Origin of the sequence: Rhodanobacter sp. K2T2, from assembly GCF_013408815.1 — a bacterium.
Taxonomy (GTDB): domain Bacteria; phylum Pseudomonadota; class Gammaproteobacteria; order Xanthomonadales; family Rhodanobacteraceae; genus Rhodanobacter.
The window spans coordinates 41,500-55,785 of the sequence record NZ_JACCCA010000016.1 but is presented as its reverse complement, the minus strand read 5'-3'; the positions used below and the strand labels follow the sequence as shown (position 1 = coordinate 55,785).

At 61.2% G+C, this 14,286-nt stretch carries 13 protein-coding genes; 9 read left to right on the top strand and 4 right to left on the bottom strand.

All coding sequences use genetic code 11. The annotated features are described in order from the left end of the window. Window positions 1-134: 134 nt before the first annotated feature. Genes HDE78_RS19345 through HDE78_RS19320 form a run of 6 tightly spaced genes read left to right on the top strand, consistent with a single transcriptional unit; the run spans window position 135 to window position 8,044 of the window. Window positions 135-2,234 carry a 3-hydroxyacyl-CoA dehydrogenase NAD-binding domain-containing protein gene (locus HDE78_RS19345; protein WP_179482573.1) on the top strand — a complete coding sequence of 700 codons (2,100 nt, stop codon included), beginning with the start codon at window positions 135-137 and terminating at the stop codon, window positions 2,232-2,234. Continuing rightward, window positions 2,231-3,415 carry an acetyl-CoA C-acyltransferase gene (locus HDE78_RS19340; RefSeq protein WP_179482571.1) on the top strand — a complete coding sequence of 395 codons (1,185 nt, stop codon included), beginning with the start codon at window positions 2,231-2,233 and terminating at the stop codon, window positions 3,413-3,415. Before HDE78_RS19345 ends, HDE78_RS19340 begins: the two co-directional genes overlap by 4 nt. Then, window positions 3,412-5,229: an acyl-CoA dehydrogenase gene (locus tag HDE78_RS19335; RefSeq protein WP_218862565.1), complete on the top strand. Its 1,818-nt coding sequence runs from the start codon at window positions 3,412-3,414 to the stop codon at window positions 5,227-5,229. Before HDE78_RS19340 ends, HDE78_RS19335 begins: the two co-directional genes overlap by 4 nt. 46 nt (window positions 5,230-5,275) lie before the next feature. Further along, the gene (locus HDE78_RS19330) at window positions 5,276-6,451 is read left to right on the top strand and encodes an acyl-CoA dehydrogenase family protein (RefSeq protein WP_179482569.1); all 1,176 of its coding nucleotides are present in this window, start codon (window positions 5,276-5,278) and stop codon (window positions 6,449-6,451) included. Between the two features lie 5 nt (window positions 6,452-6,456). Further along, window positions 6,457-7,566: an acyl-CoA dehydrogenase family protein gene (locus HDE78_RS19325; RefSeq protein ID WP_179482567.1), complete on the top strand. Its 1,110-nt coding sequence runs from the start codon at window positions 6,457-6,459 to the stop codon at window positions 7,564-7,566. 43 nt (window positions 7,567-7,609) lie between these two features. After that, window positions 7,610-8,044: an H-NS histone family protein gene (locus tag HDE78_RS19320; RefSeq protein ID WP_179482565.1), complete on the top strand. Its 435-nt coding sequence runs from the start codon at window positions 7,610-7,612 to the stop codon at window positions 8,042-8,044. A 135-nt stretch (window positions 8,045-8,179) separates the two neighbouring features. On the opposite strand, the gene HDE78_RS19315 is transcribed toward HDE78_RS19320, so the two are convergent. The 3 genes from HDE78_RS19315 to HDE78_RS19305 all read right to left on the bottom strand — a co-directional run bounded on the left by HDE78_RS19315 (window position 8,180) and on the right by HDE78_RS19305 (window position 10,738). Next, entirely contained in the window at window positions 8,180-9,202 is a 1,023-nt protein-coding gene (locus tag HDE78_RS19315; protein ID WP_179482563.1) for an XVIPCD domain-containing protein, read from the bottom strand. Window positions 9,203-9,211: 9 nt separating this feature from the next. Continuing rightward, on the bottom strand, window positions 9,212-9,784 hold the full coding sequence (locus tag HDE78_RS19310) for a hypothetical protein (protein WP_179482561.1): 573 nt from the start codon (window positions 9,782-9,784) through the stop codon (window positions 9,212-9,214). Window positions 9,785-10,411: 627 nt separating this feature from the next. Beyond that, window positions 10,412-10,738, bottom strand: coding sequence for a hypothetical protein (locus tag HDE78_RS19305; RefSeq protein ID WP_179482559.1), 327 nt, complete (start codon window positions 10,736-10,738; stop codon window positions 10,412-10,414). A gap of 315 nt (window positions 10,739-11,053) precedes the next feature. Here HDE78_RS19305 and HDE78_RS19300 point away from each other — a divergent pair, with 315 nt between their 5' ends. Then, window positions 11,054-12,259 (top strand): Shedu immune nuclease family protein, encoded by a 1,206-nt coding sequence (locus tag HDE78_RS19300; protein WP_179482557.1) that lies wholly within the window; start codon window positions 11,054-11,056, stop codon window positions 12,257-12,259. A 14-nt stretch (window positions 12,260-12,273) separates the two neighbouring features. Here the strand turns inward: HDE78_RS19300 and HDE78_RS19295 are convergent, their stop codons facing one another. After that, window positions 12,274-12,576, bottom strand: a complete 303-nt coding sequence (locus tag HDE78_RS19295) for a helix-turn-helix transcriptional regulator (protein ID WP_179482555.1) — start codon at window positions 12,574-12,576, stop codon at window positions 12,274-12,276. A gap of 184 nt (window positions 12,577-12,760) precedes the next feature. Between HDE78_RS19295 and HDE78_RS19290 the strand changes: the two genes are divergently transcribed. Together HDE78_RS19290 and HDE78_RS19285 are read left to right on the top strand one after the other, a co-directional pair. Further along, window positions 12,761-13,516 carry a hypothetical protein gene (locus HDE78_RS19290; protein WP_179482553.1) on the top strand — a complete coding sequence of 252 codons (756 nt, stop codon included), beginning with the start codon at window positions 12,761-12,763 and terminating at the stop codon, window positions 13,514-13,516. Continuing rightward, entirely contained in the window at window positions 13,513-14,283 is a 771-nt protein-coding gene (locus HDE78_RS19285) for a hypothetical protein (protein WP_179482551.1), read from the top strand. The genes HDE78_RS19290 and HDE78_RS19285 overlap by 4 nt, the downstream gene beginning before the upstream one ends. Window positions 14,284-14,286: the final 3 nt, after the last annotated feature.

The window sequence follows — 14,286 nt, the reverse complement described above, 5'->3', positions numbered from 1 at the left end:
TCGCTGTTGTTTCGGCCCGGCGAGTGGGCCGGCTATTCGCTATTCGAAGCCCACATACCTACGTACGTGCGCGTTGATCCACTCAACGCGCGGGCGGAATCTCACCCCATCGTCGACAGCTCAGGAATTCCCGTATGTCCGTCACCACAGCGATCCACGATACCGTCGCGGTCATCACCTTCAGCAACCCGCCGGTCAACGGCCTCGGCCTGACCATTCGCCGCGGCCTGATCGATGCGCTCGACGCGGCGCTGGACAACGAAGCAGTCAAGGCCATCGTCCTCACCGGCGGCCCTAGCTATTTTTCCGGCGGCGCCGACATCCGCGAGTTCAACACGCCGCAGATGATGATGGAGCCCTCGCTGCACAGCGTGATCGACGCCTACGAGGCCAGCCCCAAGCCGGTCATCGTCGCGATCAACGGCACCGCGCTGGGCGGTGGCCTGGAGCTGTCGCTGGGCGTGAACTATCGCGTGGCCTCGGCCGATGCGCTGGTCGGCTTGCCGGAAGTGAAAATCGGCCTGCTGCCGGGCGCGGGCGGCACGCAGCGCCTGCCGCGGGCGGCGGGTCTGGAAAACGCGCTCAACATGATCGTGTCCGGTACGCCGGTGCCGGCGAAGAAGCTGGCCGATACGCGCCTGTTCGATCGCATCACCGACGGCGACGCGCAGGACGCCGCCATCGCGCTGGCGCGCGAAGTGGTGGCCGCGGGCAAGCCGCTGCCGCACGTGCGCGACTGGGACATCGATCATCCCAACGCCGAGGGATTTCTCGGCTTTTCGCGCACCGCCATTGCCGCGGCGTCCGGCCCCTACCCCGCGCCGCTGCGCTGCCTCGAAGCGATCGAGGCGGCGGTGCTCAAGCCGTTCGATGAAGGCATGAAGGTCGAGCGCGCGGGCTTTATGGCGCTGATGGAAACCACCGAATCCAAGGCGCTGCGCCACGCGTTTTTCGCCGAGCGCGCCGCCAGCAAGATCGCCGACGTCGGCAGCGACGTGAAGCCGCGCGAGATCAAGCGCGTCGGCATCATCGGTGCCGGCACCATGGGCGGCGGCATCGCGATGAATTTCCTCAACGCCGGCATCCCGGTGACGATTCTTGAGGTGAAGCAGGAGTTCCTCGACCGCGGTCTGGCCACCATCCGCAAGAATTACGACAACAGCGCCAAGAAGGGCCGTATGACCGCCGAGCAGGTGGAGCAGCGCATGGGCCTGCTGACGCCGACGCTGCAGTATGCCGACCTCGGCGAGGCCGACATGATCATCGAGGCGGTGTTCGAGGAGTACGACGCCAAGAAGGCGGTGTTCGAGCAGCTCGACAAGGTGGCCAAGCCCGGCGCGATTCTCGCCAGCAATACCTCCACCCTCGACGTCGACCGCATCGCCCACTTCACTTCACGGCCGCAGGACGTGCTGGGCACGCACTTCTTCAGCCCCGCCAACGTGATGAAGCTGCTCGAGGTCGTACGCGGCAAGGACACCGCCAAAGACGTGCTGGCCACGGTGATGGCGCTGGCCAAAAAAATCAAAAAGACCGCCGTGGTCTCGGGCGTCTGCGACGGCTTTATCGGCAACCGCATGATCGAGCAGTACAGCCGCCAGGCCGGCTTTCTGCTGGACGAAGGCGCGACGCCGCAGCAGGTCGACAAGGCGATCGAAAAAATCGGTTTCGCGATGGGCCCGTTCCGCATGGGCGATCTGGCCGGCAACGACATCGGCTGGGCGATCCGCAAGCGGCGCTATCAGGAAAAGCCGGACATGACCTATTCGAAAACCGCCGACCTGCTGTGCGAGCTGGGCCGCTTCGGCCAGAAAACCGGCGCCGGCTGGTACGACTACAAGGCAGGCGACCGCACCGCGCATCCGTCGGCCGAGGTCGACGCGCTGATCGTCAAGCACTCGGCCGACATCGGCGTCACGCGGCGCAAGATCGAGGACAAGGAAATCGTCGAGCGGCTGATCTATTCGCTGGTCAACGAGGGCGCGCACATTCTCGAAGAAGGCATCGCCGCCAAGGCCTCGGACATCGACGTCGTGTACCTGGCCGGCTACGGCTTTCCGGTGTGGCGCGGCGGCCCGATGTTTTATGCCGATACCGTCGGCCTGAAAAATGTCGTGGCGGCGATGAACCGCTACGCCAAAGGCTATCAGGGCGACGCGTGGAAGCCCGCGCCCCTCCTCCAGCAACTGGCCGACGCCGGCCAGTCCTTCAACACATCGGCGAAGCCCGCATGAAAGAAGCACTCATCGTTTCCACCGCACGCACCGCGCTGGCCAAAAGCTGGAAGGGCGCACTCAACATGACCCACGGTGCGACCATGGGTGGCCACGTGGTCGCGCACGCGGTCGAACGCGCCGACGTGGAGCCCGGCGCCATCGAAGATGTGCTTATCGGCTGCGCGTACCCCGAAGGCGCCGACGGCGGCAATATCGCGCGGCAGATCGCGCTGCGTGCCGGCCTGCCGGTGAGCGTGCCCGGTGCCACCATCAACCGCTTCTGCTCGTCCGGCCTGCAGTCCATCGCGATGGCCGCGCAGCGCGTCATCGCCGGCGAAGGCGACGTGTTTGTGGCCGGCGGTGTGGAAAGCATTTCCTGCGTGCAGAACGTCGCCAACACGCACATGTTTACCGAAGGCTGGCTGCGCGAAAACAAGCCGGAAATCTACTGGCCGATGCTGCGCACCGCCGAGACCGTAGCCAAGCGCTACGACATCTCGCGCGAGCGCCAGGACCGCTACGGCGCGCAGAGCCAGCAGCGCGCCGCCGCCTCGCAGGCCGCCGGACGCTTCAACGAAGAGATCGTGCCGATCACCGTATTGGCCGGCGTGGCCGACAAGGCCACCGGCCGGCTGTTCACGCGCGAGGTCACCCTGCTCGCCGACGAAGGCATTCGTCCAGACACCACGTATGAAGGCGTATCGACGATTCGACCGGCCATTCCCGGCGGCGTGATTTCCGCCGGCAACGCCAGCCAGTTTTCCGACGGCGCATCGGCCGCGGTGATTGCCGACGCGGATTACGCGGCCAAGCACGGAATGAAGCCGCTGGGCATTTTCCGCGGCTTTGCGGTAGCCGGCTGCGAGCCCGACGAAATGGGCATCGGGCCGGTGTTCGCCGTGCCCAAGCTGCTCAAGCGCGCCGGCCTCACCGTCGACGACATCGATCTGTGGGAGCTCAACGAAGCCTTCGCCGTGCAGGTGCTGTACTGCATGGACAAGCTCGGCATCGATCCGGAAAAGCTCAACGTCAACGGCGGCGCCATCGCGGTTGGCCATCCGTACGGCGTCAGCGGCGCGCGACTGGTCGGCCACGCGCTGATCGAAGGCCGCCGGCGCGGCGCGAAATACGTGGTCGCCACCATGTGCATCGGCGGCGGCCAGGGCGCTGCCGGCCTGTTCGAGGTGTTGCCGGCGTGAGCAACGAGCTGCTGATGTCGCGGCGCGATCTGGAGTTCCAGCTGTACGAATGGCTCGACGTCGTTACGCTGACAAAGGCGAGCCGCTACGCCGATCACGGCCGTGAAACCTACGACGCCGTGCTCGACGCCTGCGAACGTCTGGCCAATGAAAAGTTTGCGCCGCACTATCAGAAGGCCGACCGCATTGAGCCGCAGTTCGACGGCGAGCGCGTCACCCTCATCGACGAGATCGGCCCGGCGCTGCAGGCGTTTGCCGAAGCGGGTTTGCCTGCGGCCACGCAGGACTACGAGCGCGGCGGCATGCAGCTGCCCACGGTGATCGAGAAAGCCGCCTGGTCGTATCTGTGCGCGGCCAATATCTCGACCACCGCGTATCCGCTACTGTCGCTGGCCAACGCCCGCCTGCTGCTGCATCACGGCAACGCGGCGCAGATCGCCGCGTTCGCCGAGCCGCAGCTGCGCGGCGAGTGGTTCGGCACCATGTGCCTGTCCGAGCCGCAGGCCGGCTCATCGCTGGCCGACGTTGCCACGCGCGCGCAGTACGAGGGCGAATCGCCGTTCGGCCCGCAGTATCGCGTCAGCGGCAACAAGATGTGGATCTCCGGCGGCGATCACGAGCTCGGCGGCAATATCGTGCATCTGGTGCTGGCGCGCACGGTCGATACGGACGGCCAGAGCATTCCCGGCGTCAAAGGGCTGTCGCTGCTGCTGGTGCCCAAATATCTGGTCAACGAAGACGGTTCGCTCGGCGAGCGCAACGACGTGCGCCTGGCCGGCATCAACCACAAGATGGGCTATCGCGGCATCGTCAACACGCTACTGAATTTCGGCGAAGGCACCACGTATAAACCGGGCGGCAAGGCCGGCGCGGTCGGTTACCTGGTGGGCCCGCTGCACGGCGGCCTGGCCTGCATGTTCCACATGATGAACGAGGCGCGCATCGGCATCGGCCTGGGCGCCACCGCGCTGGGCTACACCGCATATCTGCATTCGCTCGACTACGCGCGCCATCGTCCGCAGGGCCGCACGCTCGGCTCACGCAGCAGCAAGCAGCAGCCGATCATCGAACACGCCGACGTGCGCCGCATGCTGCTGGCGCAGAAATCGTACGCCGAAGGCGCGCTCGGCCTGAACCTGTATTGCGCGCTGCTGGTCGATCAGGCGCGCGTCACCGCCGACCAAAGCGAACGCGCCGCGCTGGAACAGCTGCTCGAGCTGCTCACGCCGATCGCCAAGAGCTGGCCGTCGCAGTGGTGCCTGGCGGGCAACGATTTAGCCATCCAGATCCACGGCGGCTACGGCTACACGCGCGAGTACAAGGTCGAGCAGTTCTATCGCGACAACCGCCTCAACCCGATCCACGAAGGTACCCACGGCATCCAGGCGCTGGACCTGCTCGGGCGCAAGGTCACGATGAACGACGGCGCCGCGCTGGCACAATTCAGCGCCCGCGTCGCCGCCACGATCGACGCGGCGCGAAAGCTCGCCGGGTTGGCGCCGCATGCCGACGCCCTGCACGCCCAGCTGCAGCGGCTGCAGCAGGTCACGCGCACGCTGTGGTCCGCCGGCGATCCGCTGCTGACGCTGGCCAACGCCAGCGTGTATCTGGAAGCTTTCGGCCATATCGTGATCGCCTGGATCTGGCTGCAGCAGGCTGCGGCCGCGCACGGCAAGGACAGCGATTTCCATCACGGCAAGCGGCAGGCCGCGCAGTATTTCTTTGCGTGGGAGTTGCCCAAGGTCAGCGCGCAACTCGATCTGCTCGCCTCACTCGACCGCAGCACGCTGGACATGCGCGACAGCTGGTTCTGACGCGCCTTTTTTCAACACGATCCAACACAGTTGCCACGGAGCCTTCATGGACCTCGATTTCAACGCTGAAGAAAACGCCTTTCGCGACGAGGTGCGCGCGTTTCTGAAAGCGCATCTGCCGAGCGAGATCAGCACGCGCATCGGCCGCGGCGACGACAGCCAGATTGCGCAGGACATTCCGCGCTGGCAGTCGATTCTGCACCAGCACGGCTGGGGCGCGCCGGCGTGGCCGAAGGCCTTCGGTGGCACCGGCTGGAGCACCACCCAGCAATACATTTTCGAGACCGAATGCGCGCTGGCCGATGCGCCGATCCAGCTGCCGTTCGGCCTGAAAATGGTCGCGCCGGTGATGATGCGCTACGGCAATGCCGAGCAGCAGGCGCGCTTTCTGCCGCGCATTCTGTCCGGCGAGGACTGGTGGTGCCAGGGCTATTCCGAGCCCGGCTCCGGCTCCGATCTGGCGTCGTTGAAAACCCGCGCCGTGCGCGATGGCGAGGAATACGTCGTCAACGGCCAGAAAGTGTGGAACACGCTGGGCCAGTACGCGGACTGGATCTTCTGCCTGGTGCGCACCGATGCCGGCGCCAAGGCGCAGCAGGGCATTTCGTTTCTGCTGATCGACATGAAGTCGCCCGGCATGAAAGTGCAGCCGACGCGGCTGCTCGACGGCACGCACGAGGTCAACGAGATCTGGTTCGACAACGTGCGCGTGCCCGTCGCCAACCGCATCGGCGAAGAGAACGACGGCTGGACCTACGCCAAGTTTCTGCTCGGCCACGAGCGCACCAATATCGCCGGCATCGGCGGCTCCAAGCGCGAGCTGAAGCGGCTCAAAGAGATGGCCGCCGCGCGACAGCTCGACGGCAAACCGCTGCTCGAGGATGCGATGATCGCCGCGCGCATCGCCCAGGTGGAGATCGATCTCACCGCGCTGGAAATCACCAACCTGCGCGTGATCTTCGACGCCGAACAGAAAAAGGCGCCCGGCCCGCAGGCCTCGATGTTGAAAATTCGCGGCACCGAAATTCGCCAGCGCATCGCCGAGCTGCAGGTCGACGTGCTCGGCGCCGACGCGCTGGCCTTCGACGGTCACGGCGACAGCGACGACGTGCCGCGCGCGATGGCCGACTACCTCAACCTGCGCAAGCTCTCGATCTACGGCGGATCCAACGAGATCCAGCGCAACATCATCGCCCAGATGATTCTCAGGCTACGGGGATAACCAGCATGGATTTTTCATTCAACGACGAGCAGCAGATGCTGCTGGAAACCACCCGCCGCCTGATCGCGAAGGACTACAGCTTCGCGCACCGCATGAAGATTCGCGAGGGCGCCGACGGCTGGTCGCGCGATACCTGGTCGCAGCTGGCCGATCTGGGCCTGTTGGCGCTGACCATCCCGGAAGACGACGGCGGCATCGGTGCCGGCGCGATCGGCGCGATGCTGGTCTCCAACGCGGTCGGCGAAGGCCTGCTGCTCGAACCGTTTCACGCCAGCGCCATCGTCGCCACCCAGGCTATCGTGCAGCTCGCCAGTGCGCAGCAGCGCGAGCGCTGGCTGCCCGCGCTCGCCGGCGGCGAAACCATCGCCGTGCTCGCGCATGACGACGCGAGCAAAGGCCTCGGCGTCGAAGCCACACCGGAAGGCGACGGCTGGACGCTGAGCGGGCACAAGCCGGCCGTGTACCACGCCGACATCGCCGACCTGTTGCTAGTCTCCGCGCGCATCAAGGGCAGCGACGAAGTCGCGCTGTTCGCGCTGCCCGCCGACACGCAAGGCCTCACACGCCACGGCTACCGCACCGTCGACGATCAGCGCGCGGCCCATCTCGAACTCAAGCATGTTTCTGCCGGTGCCGACACGCGGCTCGGCGGCGATGCCACGACCGGCCTGCAGCTCGTCATCGATTTTGGCCTGGCCGCGCTCTGCGCCGAAGCCGTCGGCGCGCTCGACCGCATCCTCGCCGCCACCATCGACTACAGCCGCTCGCGCAACCAGTTCGGCGTACCCATCGGCAGCTTCCAGGCCCTGCAGCACCGGATGGCCGACATGCTGATGTACGCCGAACAGGCGCGCTCGATGTCCTACCTCGCCACCTCGCGCTGCACCGATGCCGACGCCAACGTGCGACGCGCCGCGCTATCGGCCGCCAAGGTTTCCATCGGCCAGGCCGCACGCTTCGTCGGCCAGCAAGCCGTGCAGATCCACGGTGGCATGGGCATGACGGACGAGCTTGATGTCAGTCATTACTTTAAGAGGCTGACGGCGTTTGAGTTGCGCGGGGGTACGACGGATGCGCATTTGCGGGGGTTGGCGCGGGGGTTGGTGAGAAAATAGATAAAGCTGTACAACTGTCGACTCCCCCACATTGAGAAGCCCCATGCCCATCAACCTCGAAAACCTTTCCCCTAAAGAACTTCAAGCGGTCATCGCCGACGCCAACGCCAAAATGAAAAATGCACACAGTAATTTGATTGAGGACATCAGAAAGAAAATTGATCATCTGCTCAGTAATAGTGGTCTGACGTTGGCTGAGATCTATCCAACCCGTGGCGGCAGGAAAGCGACGAGCAAGAAAGGTGCTGTAACCCCCAAGTACCGTGACCTTGTTGACCCGACGAAGACCTGGTCTGGTCGTGGCAAACGGCCTCTTTGGTTTACTCAGGCCATCAAGAAACGGGGGGTGACCGCTGAGAGCCTTCTGATTGATGGGGTGGCCACAAAGGCTCCCGCCAAAGCTGCAAAGAAAGCCGTGAAGAAGGCCGCTAAGAAAGCAGTCAAAAAGACCGCCGCTAAGAGGACGGCAAAAGCCTAGGTTCTGCGGTAAGTCCTGAAAGTCCAAGCCCCACATAAGAAATCGAGTGGGCTTTTTTCTTGGGCAAAATTTTGCGCTTCAAAAGTGCCTGACAAATAGTCACGTCAAGGTAAGCCATCATGGGCTCAACCCAACCTAGCCCATTACGGCGCCGGGTTGTTGGGTTGGCGCTTGCTGTTGAACCTGTGCCACCTGTTGCTGCTGAGCTTGAGCCTGCACCTGTTGACCCTGCTGCATGGCTTGTGGCCAATTTGCACTGCTTTGATTCACCGGGGTATTGAGTCCTTGCATGGTTTCCACATAAACCATCTTCCCGTCGAGCCCATGCCCCGCCTTGATTTGGCCCTCCATGGCAAAGATGCGCGAGCCGTCCGAGCCAACCATGACGTGGTCAATTTGATTCAGACCACCGGCCCGAGCCGAAACCACCAAGGACGCAGCCAAGTTGTCACTGTGAATTGTTGGCGTCCGACCATGTTCGGCATCAATTTTGCCTACCCCCGCCCTTGCCTGTTGATACATGGCGTAGTCGGGATGCTTGGGGTCATTCAATTGCTGCTCACTCAAAAGATGCTGCAACACACTTCGGTGAGCGGGCATCGGATTGGAGTGAGAGCTGTTGAGGGGGCTGCCTGGAACCGGGTCCTTGATGCTTTTGACATCATCCACATTCTCAGCGGGTCGAAGCGCACTCTTGCCTTCACCGTGTCCCGGTAAAGGAAGTCGAACGCTGGGCCCGAGGGGCGCGCCGGGCAGAGTAATGTCTGCATGGTTTTGGCGCTCAATACCGGCATGATTTAGGCCAGCCCAGGTGAAGTCCACACAGTTGTGCCGGACATCTTTGTAGTACTTATCGAAGCCAAACTTTTCGGGATGCGCACCAAATTCGTTGAGCTTGTCGTATTGGGCTTTGCTGACTTCCATCGTCCTTGAATAGATGGGGTCTTTGTAATTGATGTTGTCGTCAATAGTGATGCCGCCCGGCCCATCCATGCTTCCATGTTGGATGGGAGCAAAGCCAAAACTCTTGGGCGTGTCGTGACCATTGCTTGTCGTATAAAACATGTGCCCCGGTCCCGATGTTGTGCCAGGCGGCTCGTTGACCAAAGGCGTGCCGGGTGCAGCGAGGTAAACGGTAACGGTGTATTTATCATCCATGATGAGTCCTCATTCGCCTGTGTTGTAAAACTCGTCAACCTTCAATTCGGTCTGGATGTTTTTAAACATCGGCAGATCCTTTACGGTTTTGACCACCGCAACATAGTGACCGTAGTGCGATAGATAAAACCCGGCAACGAGGCAAGTGGATGCTCCTCCTTGGTATGCATGAAGATGCAAGTTCGCGATGTCGCTGTCTGCTTTCGGTGTAGCTCCATTGGAGACCGCCAAGATGGTTTGCTCATCTTCCGTTGGGATGGGAACCATCTTGCCCTGGTCAACCGAAAAGACCTGAACCTGAACAGGCACATCTTTTTGCTGAATCACGTTCTCGATGCTTCCATCTTGCGTCTGTGGAAAATCCAGACCCACCATGAAGCGGCGCTTGAGGTTGGCTTGACCTTCAACCACTGAGAACTCGATTCGAGCGGTTTGCCCTGCTTTGTCCATCGGGAAAGGAACAGTCACGGGCAATGCGTGATGTCCTGAGGCTGGAGGCGGCGTGGATGGTGAGCAAGCAGCGACTGCGAGAAGGCCAAAGCATCCAAACAACAACCTCGCAATCCTTGGTGCAGTGTTCACGATGAAGATTCCTTGTGAGATGCACCCTCATCCTATCGTAACTGCAATATTGCTCCCAGGTTAGGCAATTGCTTGTAAGGACGAGGGGCGACGGGGTGTCCGCGCATGTCTCGCTAGGAATATGTAACCAGGTACGGTCTGTCTAGCGATAGGTTGCAATCAGATCAATCCAGATTGAAAGAACGGGGCGCGATTTCGGTGTGATGCTTTGAATTTTCCATATGCAAGAAGCCGGACTGGTTCGCTCCCCTTGGCCGAACGGCCTGGATTGTTGGTCCCATCCTTGAGACCAACTCCGCTTCGCGGGACCAGCCTTCGGCTGTCTACAATCCAGACAAAATTGTCGACTGCGAAGGCAGGATGCCGAAGCGAACATCGGCGCAGCCGATGGCCCGAAGGGCGAGGCACAGGATGTGCCGAGTAACGTGGTTCGTCTCCTTTGCCTCCCAACGAAAATAAAAAACCCGCCACTGGGGCGGGTTTTTTATTTTGGCTGGGAGACTAGGATTCATTTCGTCCTGTCCTAACCCACTGTCCCTCAAACCCTTTAGCCACCAGACATTCTCGAAAGGTTGACCCTCCAAGTTGACCGTGTTCCAGGAAGCCTATCACGGCCCTCTGATTGCCTCACAACCACTCCTGTGTCAGCGCGTCGGTGTCACCGTAAAGCGCATGAGCCAGTTCGTAAACCAGATGGAAACCCATGTCCATGCCGCACCCGTTCAACACCACGCCGTCACTTTTGCCACGACGCAAGCCAAGCACCTTGCACACGTGATGATTGGGATGGATCGGGCGGTCATCACCGGGCAGAAACACCACCACGGAAATTTCGCGACGCATGCCTGAACGGGAAACCGAACGCAGGATGGTGAACACCCGTGTGCCCTTCGGCAGCCATTGGCGCAGTTGTTCAAGGGATGGGCTCTGATCGTTGGTGCGTGTGCGGGCCATGGCTTTGCTTCCTGTTCGTGGTTGCTGGCCTTTCACCGAAAGGCAGCAGGCGTTCGCCTGCTGCCGATGGCAGCCGCTGTGGTCCGAAGGAAGGCGCGGTCAAGGAGGGTTCGCGCAGCGGACAGGGAGAAGCTGGTGCGGCCCGCAGCCAACGGCGAGGACACGGGCTTCGATCGGCCCTTGACCGGGGAAGCCGACCGCAGGGCCGCTCTTGATCTTGGCTTCGGAAGTTGTCCCAGCCCTGGTTTTAGCCGATCTACTTTGCAGCACATCAATGGCGCAAAATCTCTGGGAACAGATGCGAGGGATCCCGACATGTCAGACGATGAGATCTACATCGAAAAGAAGGTGCCTGGGCGGATCTATGCCTCGAAAACTTTCCCTGTTGCAGTGCCGGCAGTCGATACATCAGGAGCTATCAACTCTGTTGCTCGAAGTGCGCGGTATTTCGACCGTGTTTTTCCCGAGCAGGAGGGCGAAGCCTTTGCCCAGATCAAAGGCGAGATGGTCATCCACACGACACCGTCGGGCAAAGCGCAAACCAAGCTTTTCGTCATCGAAGATCCACGAAAAGTCCGCTCGCTTATTCTTCAATCTTTCAAAATCCATGAAGACGGTGCAGTCCCCAGCCGGACCGCCAGCTTCTCACTGCATGGCGAACAAATAGACGCGTTGATAGACATGATCAATCTTGCCAAGGAGGGTGAGTTTCAGACCAACGGCAAGTTTCGACTGGATGCCCAAGCGCTCGAACAGCTCGATGTGGATCCAAAAGCCATTCGTGAGCTGTTGCAAGGAAACGCCAGTCTCCTGCAAACCATTCTCGATGAAGACTTGACCGCAAGCGATGTGGTTGCCACCGCTTATCGAAAAAAGCAGATCAAGCGTTTCGAGGCTCTGTTGGAAGACAGCACAGCTTTTGAAGAGGAGCTTGCCCAGATTTCCGGTGCCGGGCCGGAAGCCGTTTGGCAGAACTTCTTTGAGGAGAACCACTGGATCTTTGGCGGCACGCTTTTTGTCAGCGCCACCGGCGGCATTGATAGCGGCAAGCTGGAACGGGTGGTTTCCGGCAGCTCCGTGGCGACAACAGGTAAGCGGGTTGACGCGTTGCTCCGGACGCGCGGGCGCATCGGGGCGCTCTGTTTCGTTGAGTTGAAAACCCACACCACGCCGTTGCAAAGGGACAAGCCCTACCGCTCGGGGGTGTGGTCGGCGTCCACTGATTTGGTGGGGGCGATCTCTCAAATCCACCGCACCGTGCAGCTTGCCGAAGACAACGTCAAACGACTTTTACGGCCACGGGATGAGAAAACCGGCGAAGTGAGCGGACCCGATGCCTATCTCATTCGTCCTAGGTCAGTGGTGGTCTGTGGCCACCTGGATCAGTTCGTGAAAGATGGCGTGGTCAATGAAGACCGCTATTACAGCTTTGAGCTCTTCCGCCGTCATCTTCAAGGCCCTGAGATCGTCACCTTTGATGAGCTGTTGGAGCGTGCCAAGTTGCTGGTGGACTATCCCTGATAGTCCACGCTCATTTACTTTGTGCTTTTGCGTTTGGTCGTTGACCGCGCGCCCAAGACCTTCTCAATCTCTGTGGCCCAACCGACCAAGTCGGTTCCGCAAGCCATGCACCAGTCTCGGATCTGCAACGTATCCAGCCGTGAGCCGCGCTCGGCAGCGCTCACGTAAGTCTGGGAACGGCCGAGCCTTGCCGCGAAGTCGGTCTGATTTAGGCCCGTGCGCTCGCGCAGTGCACGCAACACGCCCAAGACCAGCTGGTTTTCAGGGCGATACAACGATTTGGGTGGCTGTGGGGCCGTCTTTTTCGCAAAGGCCATGACCTGTTCCCCTGAGTGGGCAGGTCATAAAGCTATACCGGGCAAGGCGTTAAGCCTGTAGCGACTAAGCACTTAGTCGCTGTTCAACTAGACGACGGAAGACGACGCTACTCTGGCCACGCCAGGGAAGGCCGCGGGACCCCTGGAATGTTGGAACGCATCCCGCATCAAACAGGGGTAGCAAATGAATAACGGACGTTTTCTCATCAGCGGCTGGTTGGCGGCGCTGGCAGCATTCGCCAGCATCAGCACTGTTCAGGCGCAAAGCAGCGGCTTCCAAGGGTTTTTGCAGCGCGCAGGTTCCGCCGTCTCTCAATCGGCATCCGCCGTCCTAGGCAAGAAAGGCACTGCATCACCCGCCGGCACAACGGCCACCACGGGCGCGTATTTCCGTCCGATCTCGCCTGCGGACGGCGGGCAGTTCCAGGGGCTGTTTGACCACTGGAAGCAAGGTGACGCATGGCCACGGGCGGCGATCTATTTCACCAAATGGGGAAGCTCGCTTCCGTGCTGGACAGCACGCGCCACGGTCTGGCGTTCGCCTACCAGCCACCATGACGAAACCTTCCAAGTGTGCAATGCACCCTTGGTGATTAAGGATGATATGGGCGGCACGCAGACACTGGGAGCGACCGGCGGTTTCGACCCATCGCAGACGAGCTACAAGCTCGATTCGGCTCAAAACATTCAGGGCATTTCCCATGCCGACTCATCGAACACGCGGGACACTGGCCCCAACCCGCCGCACAACCTTTTCTCGTTGAATTGGGGCACCCATCAAGCCCTGCTCCCGCAGTATCACGAAATCCTTTTGCGCGCGATGTATGCGTGCGGCTACGAGGATCCGACGAGCAAGGGCATCAACACCATGGCAGGGAAATCGCTATGGGTCGTTGGCTTTGATCAAGCCGGCAACGCCGACGCCGGAGCCGCCCCATGACCTTTTCCATCAAGCGCGTCGCCGCGTCTGCCGTCGTGGGAGCCGTGAGCTGGTTTGTCCTGATGGTGCTCGCGCGAAATCTGTTTTATTCGTATGGGCTGTATTACCACGGGCTACTGTTCTGGCTCATCTTTTCGGCGATCGCTTTTTACGTGCTGCCGGCTTCCGTGGGATCCAGCCACACTGGAACCGGCAAGGCAGGATCATCGAAAAACGACGACCCGCTGACGATCACCCAAGACGGCGAGTGGACGGTGATTGATGCGAAGCCGGTGAGCATCGGTGGCTATGCCATGTTTGCCTGGATTTTGGGCGCCATGTTTGGGGGCATCGCGGGGGCCGCCGTTGCGTCGTTCATCCATATGATGACCGGGGGCAACGTCCCGATGGTTTTTCTCATCATCTTTGTGGTGCTCACCTGTGTGATTGCGAAGGGCTACCTGGCTCTGATCAATCGGCACCGAAGAATTCAGCGGGCACCGTTTGCCGTGTCGGCCGCAGGCGTGCGATTGCCCAATGGTAAAGAGGTCGCCCATGCCGACGTGTATGCCTGGACAGTGCGAAACGCGCGCAATGGGCAAGTTTTTATTGCCGCCAATCACTACGCAATCGCAGGCCAGATCATGGCCCAGGGCATGATCGAGAAGAGCTATGTGCTCGAACTCGAACACAACGGCAAAGCTTCGGTGGTTGCCGGCGGCCTAAGTTCGGCGTTGGCCCATGCTGCGCGCACGGAGGCTATGCGTCGGCTGTCTGGCTTCCAATAAGAA